Genomic DNA, 22,254 nt, shown 5'->3' on the forward strand with positions numbered 1-22,254 from the left:
TGGATGGGCTCAGACGTGCGGCACGATCAGCTTCAAGCCCTTGAAGTAATCGCGATAAAAGGTGTCGTTCCAGGTGATCAGGCCGTCGCATTGCAGCAGTGCGTGGGCGCCGATCATGAAATCGTCGATGCGGCGGGTGTCGCCGCCGCGCTGGCGATGACGGCGGTACATCTCACCGGCACGCAATGCGGATTTGGCTTCCAGCGGGCTGAAATGGATGCCCATTTCCTCCAGCGCTTCCTGCACCACGGCGCCCCCACGCAGCGAGGCGCAGATTTCGGCCAGCGTGGTGCCGCAGACAACCACCCGGCCACCGACCAGCGCCTGCCGCAGGCAGGCTTCCACCGCGTCGGCACGCGGGCCGTCGCTGAGCAGTTCGATCAGGACCGGGGAGTCGACGGCAATCATGCCTCGCCGGTCTCGTCACGGACGGTACGCACGGCCTGTTCGGCCGATTCGAAACCGTCCAGCGCGAATTTGCCGCGGGCACGGGAAATGGCGTCATCCACGCTCTTGCGCAGGATGATGCGGCTGCCGTCCAGTTCGACCTTCAGCAGCGTGCCCTTGGTCAGGCCCAGTGCATCGCGGACCGCCTTGGGCAAGGTGATCTGGCCGCGTTCAGCGACAGTGGCTTCCATCGGCAGGCCCTCCAAAGTATGGATGAATTATACATACTTGACAGGGCATACCTCCACCCTCGCCGGCCTCGGCCCGCGCTGCGCTGCGCCTTCCCGGGCAACGGATCCGCCCCCGGCAAATGACATTCACGACACACCTTGCCGTGTAGCGTGGGAACCGCTGCCACCGCGGTGCGTCGGCTGAATGGTTCATACTCAAGGTGACCACCTGATCTGCCCGTCCCGGCAAACGCAAGCAGGGCCGCTTCCAGCGGCCTGATGCCAGCCATCCGCAAGAGGAGTCATCCCACATGAGCGATTCGTTCTCCACCCGCAGCCAACTGAAGGTCGCCGGCACCACCTACGACTACTTCAGCCTGCCCAGACTGGGCCAGCAGTTCGATATTTCCCGCCTGCCGTATTCGATGAAGATCCTGCTGGAGAACCTGCTCCGGCATGAGGATGGCGGCATCACCGTCGGCAAGGAGCATATTGAAGCGGTGGCCAAGTGGGACCCGAGCGCCGAACCCGATATCGAAATCGCCTTCATGCCCGCGCGCGTGGTGCTGCAGGATTTTACCGGCGTGCCCTGTGTGGTCGACCTGGCGGCAATGCGCGATGCGGTGGTCAAGCTCGGCGGCAAGCCGGAGCAGATCAATCCGCAGATCCCCTCCGAGCTGGTGATCGACCATTCGGTGCAGGTGGACTCGTTCGGCAGCATCGACTCGCTCGACATCAACGGCCGGATCGAGTTCCAGCGCAACCAGGAGCGTTATGGCTTCCTGCGCTGGGGCCAGACCGCCTTCGAGAATTTCAAGGTGGTGCCGCCCAACACCGGCATCGTCCATCAGGTGAATCTGGAAAATCTGGCCCGGGTGGTGATGACCGCCGAGAGCGGCGGCACCGCGCTGGCGTATCCGGACACCGTCTTCGGCACCGACAGCCACACCACCATGATCAATGGCATCGGCGTGCTGGGCTGGGGCGTGGGCGGAATCGAGGCCGAGGCGGCGATGCTCGGCCAGCCCTCGTCGATGCTGATTCCGCAGGTGGTCGGCTTCAAGCTCAGCGGCCAACTGCCCGAGGGCGCGACCGCGACCGACCTGGTGCTGACCGTCACCCAGATGCTGCGCAAGCACGGGGTGGTCGGCAAGTTCGTCGAGTTCTTCGGCGAAGGCCTGCAGCACCTGCCGCTGGCCGACCGCGCCACCATCGGCAACATGGCCCCGGAATACGGCGCCACCTGCGGCATCTTCCCGATCGATGCCGAATCGCTGACCTACCTGCGACTGTCCGGCCGCAGCGAAGCGCAGATCGCGCTGGTCGAGGCCTATGCCAAGGCGCAGGGCCTGTGGCACGAGCCGGGCTCAGCCCACGCCGAATACAGCGCCACACTGGAATTGGACATGGGCGATGTGAAGCCCTCGCTGGCCGGCCCGCGGCGCCCGCAGGACCGCGTGCTGCTGGAAGACATGCAGGCCAACTTCCGCCAGAACGTGGGCAGCTTCACGGCCCATCGCGACCAGCGCAGCGACGCGGTAGCCGGCTTCATCAATGAGGGTGGCGGCGCGGCGGTGGGCAACGAGAACCTGGTCAAGGGCCTGGCCGACATCCAGATCGAGGGCAAACAGGTGCGGCTCAAGGATGGCGCGGTGGTGATCGCGGCCATCACCTCCTGCACCAACACCTCCAACCCGGCGGTGATGCTCGCCGCCGGGCTGCTGGCGCGCAACGCCGCGGCCAAGGGCCTGCAACGCAAGCCATGGGTCAAGACCTCGATCGGGCCGGGTTCGCGGGTAGTCACCGACTACCTGGAAAAAGCCGGGGTACTGACCGAGCTGGAGAAACTCGGTTTCTACGTGGTCGGCTACGGCTGCACCACCTGTATCGGCAACTCCGGCCCGCTGCCGCCGGAAGTCAGCGCCGGCATTGCCGCAGGCGATCTGGCAGTGGCGTCGGTTTTGTCGGGCAACCGCAACTTCGAAGGCCGTATCCACGCCGAAGTGAAGATGAACTACCTGGCCTCGCCGCCGCTGGTGGTGGCCTACGCCATCGCCGGCACCACCGACATCGACCTGACCCGCGATCCGCTGGGCACCGGCAGCGACGGCCACCCGGTCTATCTGCGCGACATCTGGCCCAGCAACAAGGAGATCGGCGACACCATCGCCGCGACCGTCGGCCCGGAAATGTTCAAGCAGCACTACGCCGACGTGTTCAAGGGCGACAGCCGCTGGAACGCGATCGCCTCGCCCGAGGGCGAGCTGTACGAATGGGATACCGCGTCCACCTACATCAAGAACCCGCCGTATTTCGACGGCATGACGATGCAGGTCGGCCATGTCGACGATGTCCACGGCGCGCGCATCATGGGCCTGTTCGGCGACTCCATCACCACCGACCACATCTCCCCGGCCGGCAATATCAAGAAGGACTCACCCGCTGGCCGTTTCCTGCAGGCACGCGGCGTGCAGCCGGCCGACTTCAACAGCTACGGCAGCCGTCGCGGCAACGATGATGTGATGGTGCGCGGCACCTTCGCCAACATCCGCATCAAGAACCTGATGTTCGGTGGCGAGGAAGGCGGCAACACGCTGTACTTCCCCAAAGGCGGCGGCCAGCCGGAAAAGCTGCCGATCTACGATGCGGCGATGAAGTACAAGGCCGACGGCGTGCCGCTGGTGGTGCTGGCCGGCAAGGAATACGGCACCGGTTCCTCCCGCGACTGGGCGGCCAAGGGCACCAACCTGCTCGGAGTCAAGGCGGTGATCGCCGAAAGCTTCGAACGCATCCACCGTTCCAACCTGGTCGGCATGGGGGTGCTGCCGCTGCAGTTCCGTGACGGCCAGAGCGCGGTGAAACTGGGGCTGGATGGCTCGGAAACGATCGACATCGCAGGCCTGCATGATGGCGCCAGCAAGCGCGCCACGGTCACCGCCACCAAGGCCGATGGCAGTCGCCAGCAGTTCGAAGTGACGGTGATGCTGCTGACCCCGAAGGAAGTGGAGTACTTCAAGCACGGCGGTCTGTTGCAGTACGTGCTGCGCCAGTTGGCCGGCCGCAACGCGGCGTGATCCCCCTGCCGGGCGTGGCAATCGCCATGCCCGGCAGGCAGTTTCAACGGCCGGCTATCGCAGCGGTGCATCGCCCTGCGGTTGCCATTGCGCGTGATGCAGCTGCCATTGGCCGTCCACCTGCCGCCAGCCACTGATGATGAAGTGCAGCTGCCCGCGCCCGGGGAGCCAGCGGCCAGTCGACACCACGGCAAATCGCACAACCGCGGTATCGGTGCCCATCTCGATGGCGAGCCGCCGGGCGTGCAGGCCCAGCTCCCGATGGACCAGCCGATGCGCGCGCAGCATCGGCGCCCGCGCGACCCGGTCCATGCCGTAGTCTTCGGCCACCGTCCCCATGAAATCCCGGACCTCACCGCATGTCACGGCCGCCTGCATCCGCGCGACAGGTTCGCGCAGACGCTGCTCGGGAGCCGCAGTCCTGCATCCGCCCAGAACCGGCACGATCAACGCAAACAGCAGTCCGCCCAATACGGCCCGAACCCTGGATCTCTTCGCCTTTCCCATTCGGAACGGTATGCTGACATCAGGGGCAGGACAGTTCATTGTCGGGGCTTCATCCAATAACCGCATCATTGATCCTGGAGGGGGAATATGAGTCAGGAACGCCCGTGGTTGCAGAGCTATCCGGCTGGAATACCGGCCGAAATCGACGTCGATGAGTTCCGCTCGGTGGCAGCGGTATTCGACACTTCTGTCGCCAGATTCCGGGACCGGCCCGCCTATTCCAACTTCGGCAAAGTTTTGACCTACGGCGAAGCCGATGCCCTGGTCGAACAGTTCGCCACCTATCTGCTGGGTGAGTTGCAGCTCAAGAAAGGCGACCGCGTCGCCCTGATGATGCCCAACTGCCTGCAGTACCCGATTGCCACCTTCGGCGTGTTGCGCGCCGGGCTGACCGTGGTCAACGTCAATCCGCTTTACACCCCACGCGAGCTGAAACACCAGCTGGTCGATTCCGGCGCGGTGGCGCTGGTGGTGGTGGACAACTTCGGCGTGACCGTCGAGCAGGTGATTGCCCAGACCCAGGTCAAGCACATCATCACCACCGGACTGGGCGACATGCTCGGCTTTCCGAAAGGGCCGATCGTCAATTTCGTGCTCAAGTACATCAAGAAGATGGTGCCTGACTACCGCCTCCACGGCGCGGTGCGGTTCCGTGACGCGCTCAGGCTGGGCAAGCGCCACCCGATGCCGGTAGTGGAAATCGACCACGACGATATCGCTTTCCTGCAGTACACCGGCGGCACCACCGGCGTGGCCAAGGGCGCGATGCTGACCCATCGCAACCTGATCGCCAACATGCAGCAGGCCTCGGCATGGATTTCCGGCTCCGGCGTGGAACCGGGCAAGGAAGTGATCATCACCGCCCTGCCGCTTTATCACATCTTCGCATTGACGGCGAACGGCCTGGTTTTCATGAAACTGGGCGGCATGAACTACCTGATCACCAACCCGCGTGACATGAAAGGTTTCGTCAAGGAACTCAAGGCCGTCCGCTTCACCGCGATCACCGGTGTCAACACCCTGTTCAACGGGCTGCTCAACACCCCCGGTTTCGACCAGGTGGACTTTTCCGGCCTCAAGGTCACCCTGGGCGGCGGCATGGCGGTACAACGCTCGGTGGCCGAGCGCTGGAAGAAGACCACCGGCGGCACCCTGGTGGAGGCCTACGGCCTGACCGAGACCTCGCCTGCGGCCTGTATCAATCCGCTGGATCTGAAGGAGTACAACGGCGCGATCGGGCTGCCGATTCCCTCCACCGACGCCTGTGTGAAAAGCGATGACGGCCAGACCTTGCCGGCCGGCGAAGTCGGCGAGCTGTGCATCCGTGGCCCGCAGGTGATGAAGGGCTACTGGCACCGCCCGGAGGACACCGCGCAGGCGCTCGACGCGGACAACTGGCTGCATACCGGCGATATGGCGCGCATGGATGAGCAGGGCTTCTTCTATATCGTCGACCGCAAGAAGGACATGATCTTGGTGTCCGGGTTCAACGTATATCCCAACGAAATCGAAGACGTCATCGCGATGATGCCCGGCGTACTGGAAGTGGCCGCGGTGGGGGTGCCCAACGAGAAGTCCGGCGAGGCGGTGAAGGTCGTCATCGTCAAGAAGGACCCGAACCTGACCGAAGAACAGGTCAAGGAATTCGCCCGCGCCAATCTCACCGGCTACAAGCACCCGCGCATTGTCGAATTCCGCAACGAGTTGCCGAAGACCAACGTCGGCAAGATCCTCCGCCGCGAGCTGCGTGATACCCCGGCGGCGTAACCCCCTTCCGGGTCGCGATCACAGGGCCTCTGCCGGCAACGGCAGGGGCCCTGCTCATTCATGCCCATGAGTGCGGTGTAGGATCGCCGTGTGAACGCGCCTCGCCCGCCGCCCACGTCCCCTGAGCGGGCTTTTCCCTGAAGGACAAGACCCCATGAGCATGATCGAAAAGCTGCACGCCAGCCGCCCCTATTCCACCATCCGTGTCGACTCCTCGGCCAGCGGTGACGCGCACTGGCTGTACATGCACGCCGACGCTGCTCCGGGCGTGCGCCCGTGCTGCCGTCCGGAAATGCTGGATGAGATGTGGAACTTCATGAGCGCCCTCACCCGCCCGGCAGCGCCGCACAGCCGCGGCCAGCTGCGTCACTTCGTGCTGGCCTCCGAGGCGAACGCGTACAACCTGGGCGGCGACCTGGATCTGTTCACACGGCTGATCCGCACGGGCAACCGCGAGCAGCTGCTGGCGTACGCGCAACGCTGCATCGAAGGCGTCCATCACCTGCATGTCGGCTTTGGCGGCGACGTGCGCAGCATCGCGCTGATCCAGGGCGATGCCCTCGGCGGCGGGCTGGAAATGGCCTTGGCCTGCCACACCATCGTGGCCGAGGAGGGGGTGGGCATGGGCCTGCCGGAAGTGCTGTTCGGGCTGTTCCCGGGCATGGGGGCCTATTCGTTCCTGTGCAAGCGGGTGGTGCCACAGCTGGCCGAAAAGATCATCCTCGACGGGCGCATCTACAGCAGCGAGGAGATGCACGCGATGGGCGTGGTCGATGTGCTGGTGCCCAAGGGCCAGGGCGTCAAGGCGGTCGAAGACCTGATCCGTCAGCAGCAGCGCAATCCGCACTCCTACCTGGCGATGAACGCGGCGCGCAACGTGGCCCAGGCGGTCAGTTACGACGAGCTGCTGGAGATCACCAAGGTCTGGGTGGAATCGGCACTGGCGCTGGGCGACAAGTCGCTGCGCACGATGGACCGGCTGGTCAAGGCGCAGACCCGCCGCAGCGGTATGGACAACGCCTGAGCGATCACCGGAAAGTGAGCGGACTGGGGGAATCAGGCCCGGCGCAATGCCGGGCTTCGGCGCCGATCGTTACGGTTACGGCGCATCGCCGCCACTGTGCTGGGCAATCTGGCGCGCGCGCGCCTCCAGTGCCAACCGGCCTTCGCTGAGGCTGGCATTGAGCTGGCCCTGGCGCTGACGCCATTCGGCCTGCAACTGCCAGTCGGCCATCCGCATCATCTGGCCACTCTGCTCGGCCAGCCGTACCAGACCCAGGTTGCTTGCCACCCCTTTTATCGCATGGGCATGTTCACGCAGCCGTTCCCAGTTGCCGCTTTCAGCGGCATGGGCAATGCCTCCCAGACAACCGTCGGCATCATTCAGGCATTGGCTGATGAACTCGCGTTCGAAGCCCTCGCCCATGCCCAGTGAGGCCAGCTCATCCAGCACGCCCGGATCGAATACACAGTCACCGGTCGCCGGCGCGCGCATGATCGGCGCCGCAGTGGCGGGTCGGCCGCGGGTGGCAATCTCGCCCAGGGTGTCCAGCAGCCGCGTGGCCACCACCGGCTTGGCCAGAAAGGCATGCGCCCCGGCCTGCAGGCAGCGCTGGATGGCATCGGCGGTGACATCGGCGCTGAGCACCAGTACCGGCGTGCGCGGCCCACCGCCGGACTGCATCACCCGCAACTCCTTGAGCATATCCAGCCCACTCATGCCGGGCATGTGCAGATCGACGATGGCCACATCGAAATCGGTCTCAGCCAGCGCTTCAAGCACCGCCTCTCCACCGCTGACGCAGGTGACGCGATGGCCGGCCTTCTGTAGCAGCCGTTGCAGCACCATGCGATTGGCCTGGTGGTCGTCGGCCACCAGGATCTGCATGCTGCGCACCCGTGCCCGATGGCGCAGGAACGGGTCGGAAAACGCGATGACGTTGCCACTGTCGCCACGCGCGCCTTCGACCCGCACCGCCGGCACCTGCTGCAACGCATGCCGGCGCTGCGCGCTGGAAGCCGCCTGGAACGGCAGTTCGACCCAGAAGCGGCTGCCGCCGGTGGCATTCTCGGCGTAGCCGATGGTGCCGCCCATCGCTTCGGCCATGCCTTTGGCGATGGTGGTTCCAAGCCCGGTTCCCTCGTAGCGCCGCGACATCGACACGTCGGCCTGCTCGAACGCCTCGAACAGGCGGGGGCGCAACGCCTCCGGCACCCCGCTGCCGGTATCGAGAATGTCGAAATGCAAGCGGATGCCATCCGCGCTTACAGGGCCCATCAGCGCGACGCGGATCTCCACGCTGCCGCTGTCGGTGAATTTGACCGCGTTGCCGGCGAGGTTGAGCAGGATCTGCCGCAGGTGGCCGGCGTCGCCGCGCAGCCGGTCGGGCACCTCGGCGGCAATCACCACCCGGTACTCCAGCCGCTTGGCCCGCGCCTGCGGCAGCAGGATCAGGCCGATGGCCTGGATCGTCTCGTCCAGCGAGAAATCCTCGGCGCTGACCCGCAGCTTGCCGGCCTCGATCGCGGAGATGTCCAGCACCTCCTCCACCAGCGCCAGCAGGCTGCGCGACGAAGCCTGGATGGTGCTCACACACTCGCGCTGCTCATCATCCAGCCGGGTGGTGGCCAGCACTTCGGCCATCCCCGACAGGCCGTTGAGCGGGGTGCGGAATTCGTGGCTCATATTGGCCAGGAAGCGGCTCTTGGCTTCACTGGCGCGGCGCGCCTCGGCCATCGCCCGGGTCAACTGCCGCAGCAGACTGGAGAAATACAGCGGCACCGCCGCCAGCCCGATCAGCAGCCCCAGCCCCAGCCGCAGGTTCTGCTGCCAATAGTCGGTCAGCGCCAGCGTTGCGCCGAAGCTGGCCAGGGCCATGGCTACGGCCACATACAGATACTGGTTGCCATAGCGCATGCCGTTGCCGACGGTGACCCACATCACCACCACATAGACCCAGGCCAGCGGCTCGCCCATCTGCACCATGCCGGCCGCCATCAGCCCGTAGTCGGCCAGCATTCCCGCCACCCGGCGCGGATCGGATCGCCCCGGCACCATCAGCAGCCAAGCCGCGAGCAGGAGCGACAAGCCCAACCCGCCCAGCACGATCAACAGCACGCCCTGATACTGCGCCGCGGGCAGTTCCGCGCGCACCGTGGGCAACAGCACGTAGGCCAGGATCAGGGCGATCAGGACCATCCGGACGCTCACCTGGCCGTGTTCGCTGTCCGGGCGCTGTGCCAGGCGCTGTTTCACCCAAGCCGGGACGCCGGTATGCATGTCACCAGCCCGGACGCACGGACGCGGTGGAGTACTGCGCGCAGATCTGCTCCAGCGCCTCGCGGCCGCGCATCAGCGCGTCAACGCATGCCGGGCAGAACAGGCGCCCGCGCTGGGTATACAGATAGGCCAGGGTCGCATCCAGCGTCCACGCTTCCTTGTAGGGGCGCGGCGAAAGCAGCGCGTCGAAGACATCGGCCACCGCCACGATCCGCGCCTCCAGCGGAATCGCATCGCCGACCAGACCATCGGGATAGCCGCTGCCGTCAAAACGCTCGTGGTGACGCAGCGCGATCAACGCGCCGATCTGGATGAAGCGGTTCTGGCTGCCACTGAGCAACTCGTAGCCGATCCGCGGATGCCGGCGCATCACCGCCATCTCATCCTCGTCCAGCTTGCCGGCCTTGAGCAGCACCGCATCGGGAATGGCGATCTTGCCCATGTCATGCAGCGGCGCAGCCATTTCAATGAACCGCGCCTGCTCCTCGGGCAGGCCCAACTGTTCGGCGATCAATCCGGCCACGTGGGCCATGCGTTCCAGATAGGCGCTGGTGCCGACATCGCGGTATTCGATCGCCCGCGCCAGCCGCGACAGGGTCTCGCGCTCGCGCTCTTCAACCTCGTTCATGCTTGCCAGCAGGCGCTGCTCCAGCGACAGCGCCCGCTGCTTGACGTTCTCGCTCTGTTTGCGCAGCTGCAGCAGGTTGTGGCAACGCGCCCGCAGCTCGCGTGGCCGGATCGGCTTGACCAGGAAATCAATCACGCCCGCTTCCAGCGCCGCCTGGCGGACCGGTTCATCACCGACCACGGTGACCAGGATCATCGGAATATCGCGATTGCGTGGCAGCCGCCGGAAGCGACGCGCGAACTCCAGGCCATCCATGCCCGGCATGCGGTAGTCCAGCAGCACCAGATCGGCGTGCTCGGCCTCGCACCAGCGCAACGCCTCGACCGGATCGGCGAAATCGTGCACCACCAGCTCCGTGGCGATGTCTTCGATCACGTGCCGCAGCATCGTCCGCGCCGATGTCTGGTCGTCCACTATGACGATGTTCAAAACCATATCCGCCGCATATTCCCCGCTGTAGAGATGATCCGGAAAAGAGGATTTGGCCGACGGAATACAGGCGGCCTGCCCACTCCAGTCTTTCATAGCGATTCCCCTGATGGACCCGGTTGCCCCCCATCATCAAGCCGCTCCCCACCGGAGTGCAACGTGCGGGTTCGCAAAACCGCCCCGAAGGGGCATTGAATGTATACCCGGCCGCCGTTCCGGACCGTGACAACCGTAGCGGGGAATGCCGGCGGCCAGGGCCCCGGCAGCACCGTCCTCAGTTTTCCGGGCGCATATAGGGGAACAGCAGCACATCGCGGATGGAGCTGCGGCCGGTCATCATCATCACCATCCGGTCGATGCCGATGCCCAGCCCGCCGGTCGGCGCCATGCCGTACTCCAACGCCCGGATGTAGTCGGCGTCGTAATGCATGGCCTCGTCGTCGCCGCCCTCCTTGGCCTCGACCTGCGCCTGGAAGCGTGCGGCCTGGTCTTCAGGGTCGTTCAACTCGGAGAAGCCGTTGGCGATCTCCTTGCCGTTGATGAACAGCTCGAAGCGGTCGGTATAGCCGGGCTCGTTGTCGCTGCCGCGGGCCAGCGGCGACACCTCGACCGGGTGGTCGGTGATGAAGGTCGGCTGCACCAGGGTGTGTTCGACCGTGGCCTCGAAGATCTCCAGCAGCAACTTGCCCCAGCCGTAGGACGGCTTGATCTTGAGCTTCAGACGCTCGCAATGGCGCGCCAGCGCGTCGCGGTCGGTGCAGTCGGCCGCGGAGATTTCCGGGTTGTGGTGACGCACCGCCTCGTCCATGCGCCAGCGGCGGAAGGCCGGGGCCAGGTCGATCGTCACCCCGTCCCACTCCACATCCATCCGCCCCAGAACCTGCTGGGCGACATCACGGATCACGCCTTCGGTCAGATCCATCACCTCGTTGTACGTGGCGTAGGCCTCGTACAGTTCCATCATGGTGAATTCCGGATTGTGGCGGGTGGATACGCCTTCGTTGCGGAAGTTGCGGTTGATCTCGTACACCCGCTCCAGCCCGCCGACCACCAGCCGCTTGAGGTACAGCTCCGGCGCCACGCGCAGGTACAGCTCCATATCCAGTGCGTTGTGGTGGGTGGTGAACGGCTTGGCGGTGGCGCCGCCGGGGATGTAGTGCATCATCGGCGTCTCGACTTCGAGGAAGTCGCGGTTGTCCAGCCACGCGCGCATCGCGCGGATGATCTTGGAGCGCTTGATGAAGACCTCGCGCGACTCCGGGGTCACGATCAGGTCCACATAGCGCTGGCGGTAGCGCTGCTCGACGTCGGCCAGGCCATGCCACTTGTCCGGCAGCGGCCGCAGCGACTTGGTCAGCAGGCGGATGCTGCTGGCCTTGACCGACAACTCGCCGGTCCGGGTACGGGTCAGACCACCCTCGACGGCGATGATGTCGCCCACGTCCCAGCCCTTGAACGCGGTGTAGGCATCGCCCAGCACGCTGCCCTGCAGGAACAACTGGATGCGACCGGATTCGTCCTGGATCTGCGCGAAGCTGGCCTTGCCCATCACCCGTTTGGCCATCAGCCGGCCGGCCATCTTCACCCTGCGCCCGGATGCTTCCAGCGCGTCGGCGGTCCACGTTTCGGCATCTGCGAACTCGGCCTGCAGGTCGCCGGAAAAATGCGCGCGGCGGAAGTCGTTCGGGTAGGCAATACCCTGCCCGCGCAAGGCGGTGAGTTTCGCGCGGCGCTCGGCGATGAGGCTGTTCTCGTCGACGGCAGGCTGCGGGGCGGGGGTCTGATCGTTCATGGCGTTGGATGCTGGATATGGGGGAGTGAAACCGGTGCGGACAGGTCGCAAAGCGCGTTGCTCCATCCGCCGGGCTTACAGCGTAACGGCCCCGATGGGGCCATTACGTTCACGCGTCGCTGCGTTTGGAGCCGGCCTCCAGGCCGGACTTGAGACTGGCTTCGATGAACTCGTCCAGGTCGCCGTCAAGCACCTTCTGCGTGTCGGTGCGTTCGATGCCGGTACGCAGGTCCTTGATACGGCTCTGGTCGAGCACGTAATTGCGGATCTGGCTGCCCCAGCCGATGTCGGACTTGGTCGCTTCCAGCGCGTCGCGCTCGGTGTTGCGCTTCTGCACTTCCAGCTCATAGAGCTTTGCGGCCAGCATCTTCATCGCGGTGTCGCGGTTCTGGTGCTGGCTGCGGCCGGTCTGGCACGCCACCACGGTATTGGTCGGGATGTGGGTGATGCGCACCGCCGACTCGGTCTTGTTGACGTGCTGGCCACCGGCGCCGGACGAGCGGTACACATCGGTGCGCAGGTCGGCCGGGTTGATGTCGATCTCGATGTTGTCATCGACTTCCGGCGACACGAACACCGAGGTGAAACTGGTGTGGCGGCGGTTGTCCGAATCGAACGGCGACTTGCGCACCAGCCGGTGCACGCCGATCTCGGTCTTGAGCCAGCCATAGGCGAACTCGCCCTCGACCCGGAACGTCGCCGACTTGATCCCGGCCACATCGCCACCGGACACTTCCATCAGCTCGGTCTTCCAGCCGCGCGCCTCGCACCAGCGCAGGTACATGCGCAGCATGATCTCGGCCCAGTCCTGGGCTTCGGTACCGCCGGCACCGGCCTGGATATCGACGAACGCGTTGCAGCTGTCCATCTCACCGGAGAACATGCGCTGGAACTCGAGTTTCTCGATATGCGCCTGGTATTTGTCCAGATCGGCGAGCACCGCATCGGCGGTGTCCTGGTCCTGTTCGCTTTCCGCCAGCTCGAGCAGCTCGCTGGCCTCGCCCAGCCCTTCCAGCACCGAACCGATGCCGTTGACCGTCTTGTCGAGCATCGAACGCTCACGCCCCAAGGCCTGGGCGTATTCGGGGTTGTTCCAGATATCGGGGTTTTCGAGTTCGCGGGTTACTTCTTCCAGACGTTCTTTCTTGACGTCGTAGTCAAAGATACCCCCTGAGTGAAACCACCCGGTCAGTGAGATCACTGATCCGATGGCGCACGGGATTGAGTTCAATCATGGTCATGGGATGAAAGGCAGACAAGGCTGCAATTCTAGCATCCCCCGCCCCCCCGCCCCCCCGCCATTGCGGCGACCAGCTGACACCGCTGCGCAAACAGCCGCGACGACAGCGGAAACGGTCATCGCCGACTGGAGCGTCCTTGTGCCGGGCCGGCCACAACCGGTCTGGCTTGCCGGCCGTGCCCCTCTCTCCCGGCATGCTGCGCGCCGCTACACGACGCCCTGGCTTGCCCTTGCCCGCAACGGCGGCAGATAACGGCGACTACAGGGAACCCGGGTTCCGTCGCGCAGATGCACCCGCCCCTCGCCAGCCTCGAGTGGCTCGATCGAGTCCACCCGCGCCATATTCACCAGATAGCTGCGATGTATACGTGCGAACAGCTGTGGATCCAGTCGCGCCTCCAATGCCGCCATGGTGCTGCGCAGCGGATAGTCGTGGCCGCGCACCCGCAGATTCACGTAGTTGCCGGCCGCCTGGGCATATTCGATATCCGCCGTGGCCACCAGAAAGTCACGCCCCAGCTTGCGCACCAGAAAGCGCTCGGGGCGCTCCACCCGCTCTGTCGGCGCTCCATCTTCCGGGGCTGCCAGCAGATGCGCCTCGCCCCGGCGGCGGCGGCCGAACCAGCTGAAGAAATGTTCGATCGCCACGAAGCTGAAGAACGCGCGCACGTCCTTCAGGTACTCGTACAGCATCCGCGCCAACCAGCCGGCATCGTCCTGGTAGTGGTAACCCAATGTCGCATAGGCAAGATGGCGCAGGACCATCATCCCGGCCACGTGCACCAACGACCACACCACGCTGGCCAGCAGGTACACCGGCAGGCGACGCCTCCAGGTGTCGGCATGCAGCGGCCAGCGCTGGCAACCCCGCCACAGCAGCGGGAGGGTCAGCAGGATCATCGCCACGCTGCTCAGTTCCCAGACCATCGGCTGCCACAGTTCCAGCTCGTTGCCACGGCGTTGCGCGTCCATGACCTCGAGCAGTGCGTTGGCCACCGCCGTCACGATCAGGATGGCCAACCAGACCATGAAACGGGTCGCCGGGTGCCAGCGTGCCGGGGAAGCGTTGGCCATCGAATCGTCCATGCGCGGGTGACCGCCAGAGTGCATCGGGACCGGCATGGTAGCCGCCCCTGCCCGTCCCCGGGGAACCGCCATTCGTCACTTTTCCCCGTGCGTGCGGCCCTTGTCGCTGGCCGGGCACGGTGGGCAGGCGCAGTCTGCCGCGGTCTTCCCACCGCCGAGTTCCCATGACCCGCCGCCACGACATCGACGCCCTGCGCGTGTTCGCCTTCGCCCTGCTGATCCTCTATCACACGGCCATGGCCTACGTGGACGACTGGGGTTTCCACCTCAAGAGCACGTACCTCGGTGAGTGGCTGCAGTGGCCGATGCTGTTCGTGAACCGGTGGCGGATGGCCCTGCTGTTTCTGATCTCCGGCATCGCCATCGCACTGATGCGCCCGGAGCGCGGGCTGGGCCGCTTCGCCGCGTCGCGAAGCTGGCGGTTGCTGCTGCCCCTGCTGTTCGGGATGTTTGTGGTGGTACCGATCCAGCCATATTGCGAAGCGCTGGGCAGCGGCCACGCCGAACCGGGATTCTGGGCGTTCCTGCTGCGCTATTGGCAGGTGCGTCCGTGGCCGGAGGGCAGCTTCGCCGGCTGGCAGTTCGGCATCACCTGGAACCATCTGTGGTACCTGGCCTACCTGTGGGTCTACACCATGCTGCTGGCGCTGCTGATGCCGGCGCTGGGCTCGCAGCCGGTGCAACGCGCGGTGACCGGCTTCGTTGCCGCGCACCCGGCAATCCTGATCGGCCTGCCGTGCTTGATGCTGCTGGCCTGGTGGCATGGCTGGACCCGCGCTATCCGTCAACCAACGCACTGGTCAACGACTGGTACCAGCACGCCAAGTACGGCACGGTGTTCCTCGCCGGCTACCTGCTGGCCCGTGAGCCACGCTTCTGGGAAAAGGTCATCGCGTTGCGGCGGGTGACGCTTTGGCTGGCGCTGGGCGCAATCGGCTGGTACTTCGGGATACGCGTGCTGGGCCGCGTGCTGCCGGTCGATTCGGAGCTGCGGCAATGGCCGGACGGGTTCTGGACCACGCAGGTGCTGGTCACCCAGTCGGTCTATCTGTGGTGCGCACTGCTGACCCTGCTGGGCTGGGCCAAGATGACGCTGGACCGGCCATTCCGCTGGCTGCCGTATTGCACCGAGGCAATCTACCCGTGGTACATGCTGCACCAGAGCCTGATCATCGCCCTGCTGTTCTGGCTCAAGCCACTGCAACTGGGACCATGGACGGAACCGTTGCTGGTATTGGCGGGCACGGTCGGTGGCTGCGTGCTGATGCACGAGTACCTCATCCGCCGCGTCGGCTGGCTCCGGCCATTGTTCGGATTGAAGGCGCGAATCCCGGTGAAACCCGGCGCGACCTTGCCGGCCACCGCCTGAGCTGGGCAGCAGGTGATCCAGCTCCGGCCTGGATTCCAGCAGCAATGGCCGCTGGTTGGTGCCGATGAAGCGCCGGCGCCGGCCTCAGGCCAGCGATTGCAACGCCTCGACGATCAGCTGCACCGCCTGTCCGCCGCGATAGTCATCGCTGACCAGGCGATAGGCGATATGCACCCGGTTGGCGGGCGCAGTGCCGCTCCAGCCATTGAAATGGATGGCGTTGAGCGGATCGGCACGGCCGCTGCCGCGCAGCACCAGTTTCAGGTGCCGCTCCTTCAACACCCGCCATTGCACCACCTCGAAATGTCCATCGAACAACGGCTCGGGGAACCCCTGCCCCCACGGCCCGGCCAGGCGCAGCGCCTCGGCATGTGTGTAGTCCAGTTCGCCGGCGGACAGCTCGCCGTCGCTGAGCAGTTGCTGTTGCAGCAGTGCCGGATCCAGGCTGTCCTGCACGCACTGCCGGAAGATGCGCTCGAACTCGTGCAGATCCCCGTGCTTCAGGCTCAATCCCGCCGCCATCGTGTGGCCGCCGAACTTCTCCATCAGCCCGGGCCGGCGCGCATTGACCGCGGCCAGCGCGTCACGGATGTGGAAACCGGCGATTGAACGGGCCGAGCCACGCAGCTGGGTGCTGCCCGGTTCGGCCGGCGCGAACGCGATCACCGGGCGATGCAGGCGGTCTTTCATCTTGGAGGCGACCAGCCCGACCACGCCCGGATGCCAGTCCGGGTCGAACAGGCAGGCGGCAATCGGCCGCTCGCCTTCGGCCAGCCGCATCGCGCGGGACACTGCCCGCTCGGCATCGTCGGTCATCAGCTGTTGCACGGCGCGACGTTCGGAATTTATTTCCTCCAGGGTCGCGGCAATCTCGCGGGCCTGCGTGCAATCCTCGGTGAGCAACAGCTCGATGCCCAGCGCCATATCTTCCAGCCGGCCGGCGGCATTGAGCCGCGGCGCCAGTGCAAAACCGATATCGCTGCCGGTCAACCGCCGCACATCGCGACCACTGACCTCGATCAATGCCCGCAAACCGACGCAGCCCTTGCCACTGCGCAGCCGCCGCAATCCGGCAGCCACCAGCGCCCGGTTGTTGCCATCGAGCACCACCAGGTCGGCGACGGTGCCGACGGCCACCAGGTCCAGCAGGGTCAGCAGGTCCGGTTCGGGCGTGGCGGCAAAGGCGCCCTGCCCGCGCAAATGGCGCCGCAGCGCCATCAATACATAGAAGATGACGCCCACACCCGCCAGCGCCTTGCTGGGAAACGGGTCATCGCAGAGATTGGGATCGACGATCGCATCGGCCGGCGGCAGCTGGTCGCCCGGCAGGTGATGGTCGGTGACCAGTACCTGCCAGCCCAATGCCTTGGCGGCGCTGACGCCGGCATGACAGGCGATACCGTGATCGACCGTGACCAGCAGATCCGGCTGCATCACCGCCAGGTCGGCCACCAGCGACGGTGACAGTCCATAGCCATGCAGCATCCGGTTGGGCACCGCATGCACCACGTCGCGCGCACCGAGCAGGCGCAGGCCGCGCACGCCCACCGCACAGGCCGTGGCGCCATCGCAGTCGAAATCGCCCACGACCAGGATGCGCTTGTCGGCGGCAATGGCGGCGGCCAGCAACTTCACCGCGGCCTCCATCCCGCCCATCAGTTCGGGCGCGTGCAGACTGGCCAGACGCGGCTGCGCCTCGTCGGCAGTGCGTGCCCCGCGGGCGGCGTAGATCCGCCGCAACAGCGGCAGGCTGTCAGCCGGCCAGTCACCGGGCTCGGCTGCGTCGCGGCGGACGATTTCCGCAGCGACGGTCATGCGCCCAGCGCGGGCAAGGGCTTGCGCCAGAAACGCCAGCGCTGGCGCCGATCGATACGGAACTGCGCCCCATCCTGGAAATCCAGCACCAGCGTATGCAACTCGCCACGGGCCAGCGCCGCCAACAGCGGCATGATGACGTCCGCACCCAGCTGCTGCAGCGAGCGCAACTGCCGCAGATCCACCAGCGCATCGACCTGTTCGCGGTCATCGGCGACCACCCCGGCCGCCTTGGCCAAGGCCTGCAGCAGCGCATCGCGGCTGCGCACCTGCACATGCGGCGTGGTCACCGCTTCGGGCAGCAGGCCCGCGCCCCAGAACCACAGCGAATTGATCGCCGGCTTGCCCTGCGCAATCCGCTGCCGGTTCCACGGATGCTGGTGCAGCAGTACCTGCGCCTCGGTCAACAGCGACCGCCAGCGGCGCCCCAGATCCCCTGCAGGCAGATGGCCGAACAGGTCGTCGCCGAGCACCTCGTCCGGCGGCGCAAACGCCGGCAATGGCGACCCGGGCGGCAAGCGCAGGTACCAGCGCGAGGCCACCGGCGCATCCAGAATGAACCCGTGATCGCCGAACAGCGGCTTGAGCATCGGCAGCAGCTGGGCGATATCGGCAGTGTCCAGCTGCAGGGTTTCGCCATAGCCCATCAGGCGGGCGCCCTGCATGTCGGGCACCACATAGGCCGGATCGGCGCGCAGCCAGCACGCGCCATCGGCATCGCCCACGTCCAGCTGGCGGGTCAGTGCCGCCACCGGCCACGCCTCGGGGACCGGCCTGAAATGCCGGCGCAACTGCGCCAGCTCACCGTCCTGCGCGCTGTCGCGATCGGCCCGCCCCAGCGCACGGGCCACCTCGACAGGCAACGTGCCCGCCGGAAAACGGCTGCGGGCCGGCAGCAGCAGCGTTGCCGTGGCCATCACTCAGTCCAGGTACTGGACGCTGACGATTTCATACTCGCGCTGCCCGGCCGGCGCATCGATCGCGATGGCATCGCCCTCCAGCTTGCCGATGACCGCGCGCGCCACCGGCGAGGAAATCGCGATCAGGCCCAGCTTGATGTCGGCTTCCAGGTCACCCACGATCTGGTAACGCTTCTCTTCGTCGGTCTCGACGTCGGCCAGCGTCACCGTCGCGCCGAACACCACCTTGGAGCCGGCGTTGAGCTTGCTGATGTCGATGATTTCGGCGTGCGACAGCTCGCTTTCGAGCTGTTTGATGCGGCCTTCGATAAAGCCCTGCTCTTCGCGCGCGGCGTGGTACTCGGCGTTTTCCTTCAGATCGCCGTGTTCACGCGCTTCGGCGATCGCCGCGATGACCTTGGGCCGCTTGACCGACTTCAGATGGTCGAGTTCTTCGCGCAGGCGCTGCGCGCCCTTCAGCGTGATCGGTGCCCTCATGCTTCCAACTCCTTGTGCAGCTCCTGCAGCGCCAATACCGGACCGGTGCCGCGGAATTCCAGTGAATGCACCAGCGCCTTGGCGCCGGCGACGGTGGTCGAATAGGTCACGCGGTGCTGCAACGCTTCGCGACGGATCGAGAACGAATCGTTGATGGCCGCGCGGCCTTCGGTGGTATTGACGATATACACGATCTCGCCGTTCTTGATCCGGTCAACGATATGCGGACGGCCTTCAGCCACCTTGTTGACGATTTCACACTCCAGACCGTGCTGCTGCAGCCATGCGCCGGTGCCGCGCGTGGCCACCAGGGTGTAGCCGCGCTCGACCAGCGCCTGCGCCACCGGCAACACGCGCTTCTTGTCGGGGTCGCGTACCGAGACGAACGCCTTGCCCAAAGGCGGAGCCTTGATGCTGCCTGCCTCCTGCGCCCGCGCAAAGGCGGCATGGAAGGTGCGGCCGACACCCATCACTTCACCGGTCGAGCGCATCTCCGGCCCGAGGATCGGATCCACGCCCTGGAACTTGGCGAACGGGAAGATCGCTTCCTTGACCGAGTAGTAGCCCGGCACGACTTCCCGGGTGGCGCCCTGCTCGGCCAGCGTCTTGCCGGCCATGCAGCGGGCGGCGATCTTGGCCAGCGGCATGCCGGTGGCCTTGGACACGAACGGCACGGTGCGCGAGGCACGCGGGTTCACTTCCAGCAGGTACACGGTGTCATCGCCCTCGTCGCTGGTCTGGATCGCGAACTGGGTGTTCATCAGCCCGACCACGTTGAGCGCCTTGGCCAGTTCCACCACCTGCCGGCGCATCTCGTCCTGGGTCTTGGCCGAGAGCGAGTACGGCGGCAGCGAGCAGGACGAATCGCCCGAATGCACGCCCGCCTCCTCGATGTGCTCCATCACGCCACCGATCAGGACGTTGCCCTGCCTGTCGGCGATGATGTCCACGTCCACTTCCACCGCTTCATCCAGGAAGCGGTCCAGCAGCACCGGCGAATCGTTGGAGACCTTGACCGCATCGCGCACATAGCGCGCCAGGTCGGATTCGCCGTAGACGATTTCCATCGCGCGGCCACCCAGCACGTAGCTCGGGCGCACCACCAGCGGATAGCCGATCTCGCGCGCCAGCAGCAGCGCCTCATCGGGGTTGCGGGCAATGCGGTTGGGCGGCTGCTTCAGGCCCAGCTTTTCAACCAGCTGCTGGAAACGCTCGCGGTCTTCGGCCAGATCGATCGAGTCCGGCGAGGTGCCGATCACCGGCACGCCATTGGCTTCCAGTGCGCGCGCCAGCTTCAGCGGGGTCTGCCCGCCATACTGCACGATCACGCCCTTGGGCTTTTCCAGCGCGACGATCTCCAGCACGTCTTCCAGCGTCAGCGGCTCGAAGTACAGGCGGTCGGAGGTGTCGTAATCGGTGGAGACGGTTTCCGGGTTGCAGTTGACCATGATGGTTTCATAGCCGTCCTCGCGCAGCGCGAGTGCGGCATGCACGCAGCAGTAGTCGAACTCGATGCCCTGGCCGATGCGGTTCGGGCCACCGCCCAGGATCATGATCTTGTCGCGGTTGCTCGGCGCCGCTTCGCATTCGTCCTCGTAGGTCGAATACAGGTAGGCGGTATCGGTGGCGAACTCAGCCGCGCAGGAATCCACGCGCTTGTAGACCGGGCGCACGTTGTGGGCGTGCCGCAGGGCGCGCACCGAGGACTCGTCGCTGCCGGTCAGCTGCGCCAGCCGCGCATCGGCAAACCCGGCCCGCTTGAGCTGCAGCATGCGTGCGCGATCCAGGGCGTGGATGCCCTCGGCGGCAACGCGGGCTTCATCGCGGATGATTTCCTCGATCTGGTCGAGAAACCACGGATCGATGAAGGACAGCGCGAAGATCTCATCCACGCTCATGCCGGCACGGAAGGCATCACCGACGTAGAACAGGCGTTCCGGACCCGGCGCCTTGAGCTCGCGCTTGAGCGTGACCAGATCGTCCCCGCTGGCCAGATCCAGCCCGGTCGGATCGAGGCCGACCTTGCCGATTTCCAGGCCGCGCAGGGCTTTCTGCAACGATTCCTTGAAGGTGCGGCCCATGGCCATCACCTCGCCCACCGACTTCATCTGGGTGGTCAGGCGGGCATCGGCAGCCGGGAACTTCTCGAAGGCGAAACGCGGAATCTTGGTGACCACATAGTCGATCGCCGGTTCGAACGAGGCCGGGGTCAGCCCGCCGGTGATCTCGTTGCGCAGTTCGTCCAGGGTGTAACCCACCGCCAGCTTGGCGGCGACCTTGGCGATCGGGAAACCGGTGGCCTTGGAAGCCAGCGCCGAGGAGCGCGACACGCGCGGGTTCATCTCGATCACGACCACCCGGCCGTTGTCCGGATTGATGCCGAACTGCACGTTGGAACCGCCGGTATCCACGCCGATCTTGCGCAGCACCGCGATCGATGCCGCGCGCAGGCGCTGGTATTCCTTGTCGGTCAGGGTCTGCGCCGGGGCCACGGTGATCGAGTCACCGGTATGCACCCCCATCGGATCGAGGTTCTCGATCGAACAGACGATGATGCAGTTGTCGGCAGTGTCGCGCACCACCTCCATCTCGAATTCCTTCCAGCCCAGCACCGACTCTTCGACCAGCACTTCGGTGGTCGGCGACAATTCCAGGCCGCGGGTCACGATATCGATCAGCTCTTCGCGGTTGTAGGCGATACCGCCACCGCTGCCGCCCAAGGTGTAGGACGGGCGGATGATGGTCGGATAGCCGACCGTGGCCTGGATTTCCAGCGCCTCTTCCAGCGTGTGGGCCACGGCGGCCTTGGGGCATTCCAGGCCGATCTCGCCCATCGCCACGCGGAACAGTTCGCGGTCCTCGGCCATGCGGATGGCCTCGCGCTTGGCACCGATCAACTCGACGTTGTACTTCTCCAGCACGCCGTGGTCGGCCAGGTCCAGCGCGCAGTTGAGCGCGGTCTGCCCGCCCATGGTCGGCAACAGCGCGTCGGGCCTCTCCTTGGCGATGATCTTCTCGACCGTCTGCCAGTTGATCGGCTCGATGTAGACCGCGTCGGCCATCTCCGGGTCGGTCATGATCGTGGCCGGATTGGAGTTCACCAGCACCACGCGGTAGCCCTCGTCACGCAGCGCCTTGCACGCCTGCGCACCGGAGTAGTCGAACTCGCAGGCCTGGCCGATGACGATCGGACCCGCGCCGATGATCAGGATGGTTTTGATGTCACTGCGCTTGGGCATGGCCTGTTTTTTCC

Annotated in this window: 15 protein-coding genes and 1 pseudogene; 4 read left to right on the plus strand and 12 right to left on the minus strand. The window is 65.7% G+C overall.

The features are described from left to right. Window positions 1-9: 9 nt before the first annotated feature. Both QZH66_RS00080 and QZH66_RS00085 read right to left on the minus strand, forming a co-directional pair. Window positions 10-408, minus strand: coding sequence for a type II toxin-antitoxin system VapC family toxin (locus QZH66_RS00080; RefSeq protein WP_305803909.1), 399 nt, complete (start codon window positions 406-408; stop codon window positions 10-12). After that, the gene (locus tag QZH66_RS00085) at window positions 405-638 is read right to left on the minus strand and encodes an AbrB/MazE/SpoVT family DNA-binding domain-containing protein (RefSeq protein ID WP_305803910.1); all 234 of its coding nucleotides are present in this window, start codon (window positions 636-638) and stop codon (window positions 405-407) included. The genes QZH66_RS00080 and QZH66_RS00085 overlap by 4 nt, the downstream gene beginning before the upstream one ends. Before the next feature lie 290 nt (window positions 639-928). Here QZH66_RS00085 and acnA point away from each other — a divergent pair, with 290 nt between their 5' ends. Then, complete coding sequence (acnA, locus tag QZH66_RS00090) at window positions 929-3,691, plus strand: aconitate hydratase AcnA (RefSeq protein ID WP_305803911.1); 2,763 nt, start codon at window positions 929-931, stop codon at window positions 3,689-3,691. 54 nt (window positions 3,692-3,745) lie between these two features. Here the strand turns inward: acnA and QZH66_RS00095 are convergent, their stop codons facing one another. Continuing rightward, window positions 3,746-4,162, minus strand: a complete 417-nt coding sequence (locus QZH66_RS00095; protein WP_305803912.1) for a hypothetical protein — start codon at window positions 4,160-4,162, stop codon at window positions 3,746-3,748. 123 nt (window positions 4,163-4,285) lie between these two features. On the opposite strand from QZH66_RS00095, the gene QZH66_RS00100 reads away from it, so the two are divergent. Both QZH66_RS00100 and QZH66_RS00105 read left to right on the plus strand, forming a co-directional pair. After that, a complete protein-coding gene (locus tag QZH66_RS00100) occupies window positions 4,286-5,965 on the plus strand; it encodes a long-chain fatty acid--CoA ligase (protein WP_305803913.1) in 1,680 nt (559 codons plus the stop codon). Between the two features lie 154 nt (window positions 5,966-6,119). Further along, window positions 6,120-6,989 carry a crotonase/enoyl-CoA hydratase family protein gene (locus tag QZH66_RS00105; protein ID WP_305803914.1) on the plus strand — a complete coding sequence of 290 codons (870 nt, stop codon included), beginning with the start codon at window positions 6,120-6,122 and terminating at the stop codon, window positions 6,987-6,989. Window positions 6,990-7,064: 75 nt separating this feature from the next. Here the strand turns inward: QZH66_RS00105 and QZH66_RS00110 are convergent, their stop codons facing one another. The 5 genes from QZH66_RS00110 to QZH66_RS00130 form a co-directional block, all read right to left on the minus strand. Beyond that, window positions 7,065-9,245 (minus strand): response regulator, encoded by a 2,181-nt coding sequence (locus tag QZH66_RS00110; RefSeq protein ID WP_305803915.1) that lies wholly within the window; start codon window positions 9,243-9,245, stop codon window positions 7,065-7,067. Window position 9,246: 1 nt separating this feature from the next. Continuing rightward, window positions 9,247-10,398: a two-component system response regulator gene (locus QZH66_RS00115; protein ID WP_305803916.1), complete on the minus strand. Its 1,152-nt coding sequence runs from the start codon at window positions 10,396-10,398 to the stop codon at window positions 9,247-9,249. A gap of 178 nt (window positions 10,399-10,576) precedes the next feature. Further along, entirely contained in the window at window positions 10,577-12,094 is a 1,518-nt protein-coding gene (gene lysS, locus QZH66_RS00120; protein WP_305803917.1) for a lysine--tRNA ligase, read from the minus strand. A 109-nt stretch (window positions 12,095-12,203) separates the two neighbouring features. Continuing rightward, window positions 12,204-13,329, minus strand: a protein-coding gene (prfB, locus tag QZH66_RS00125) for a peptide chain release factor 2 (RefSeq protein ID WP_305804101.1) whose coding sequence is annotated in 2 segments (ribosomal slippage) — window positions 12,204-13,253 and window positions 13,255-13,329 — 1,125 coding nt in all. Because the reading frame shifts where the segments join, the coding sequence is not laid out codon by codon here. A gap of 212 nt (window positions 13,330-13,541) precedes the next feature. Next, a complete protein-coding gene (locus QZH66_RS00130) occupies window positions 13,542-14,420 on the minus strand; it encodes a LytTR family DNA-binding domain-containing protein (protein ID WP_305803918.1) in 879 nt (292 codons plus the stop codon). Window positions 14,421-14,584: 164 nt separating this feature from the next. On the opposite strand from QZH66_RS00130, the pseudogene QZH66_RS00135 reads away from it, so the two are divergent. Next, window positions 14,585-15,789, plus strand: a pseudogene (locus tag QZH66_RS00135) (acyltransferase family protein). 84 nt (window positions 15,790-15,873) lie between these two features. On the opposite strand, the gene recJ reads toward QZH66_RS00135, so the two are convergent. The 4 genes from recJ to carB are packed head-to-tail and all read right to left on the minus strand — an operon-like array spanning window position 15,874 to window position 22,240. Beyond that, window positions 15,874-17,604 (minus strand): single-stranded-DNA-specific exonuclease RecJ, encoded by a 1,731-nt coding sequence (gene recJ, locus QZH66_RS00140; RefSeq protein ID WP_305803919.1) that lies wholly within the window; start codon window positions 17,602-17,604, stop codon window positions 15,874-15,876. Further along, window positions 17,601-18,521: a phosphoglycerate mutase gene (locus tag QZH66_RS00145; protein WP_305803920.1), complete on the minus strand. Its 921-nt coding sequence runs from the start codon at window positions 18,519-18,521 to the stop codon at window positions 17,601-17,603. The genes recJ and QZH66_RS00145 overlap by 4 nt, the downstream gene beginning before the upstream one ends. A gap of 3 nt (window positions 18,522-18,524) precedes the next feature. Continuing rightward, window positions 18,525-18,989 (minus strand): transcription elongation factor GreA, encoded by a 465-nt coding sequence (gene greA / locus QZH66_RS00150; RefSeq protein WP_305804102.1) that lies wholly within the window; start codon window positions 18,987-18,989, stop codon window positions 18,525-18,527. 8 nt (window positions 18,990-18,997) lie between these two features. After that, window positions 18,998-22,240: a carbamoyl-phosphate synthase large subunit gene (gene carB / locus QZH66_RS00155; RefSeq protein WP_305803921.1), complete on the minus strand. Its 3,243-nt coding sequence runs from the start codon at window positions 22,238-22,240 to the stop codon at window positions 18,998-19,000. Window positions 22,241-22,254: the final 14 nt, after the last annotated feature.

Source organism: Stenotrophomonas sp. YIM B06876 (genome assembly GCF_030711595.1).
Lineage (GTDB): Bacteria > Pseudomonadota > Gammaproteobacteria > Xanthomonadales > Xanthomonadaceae > Stenotrophomonas.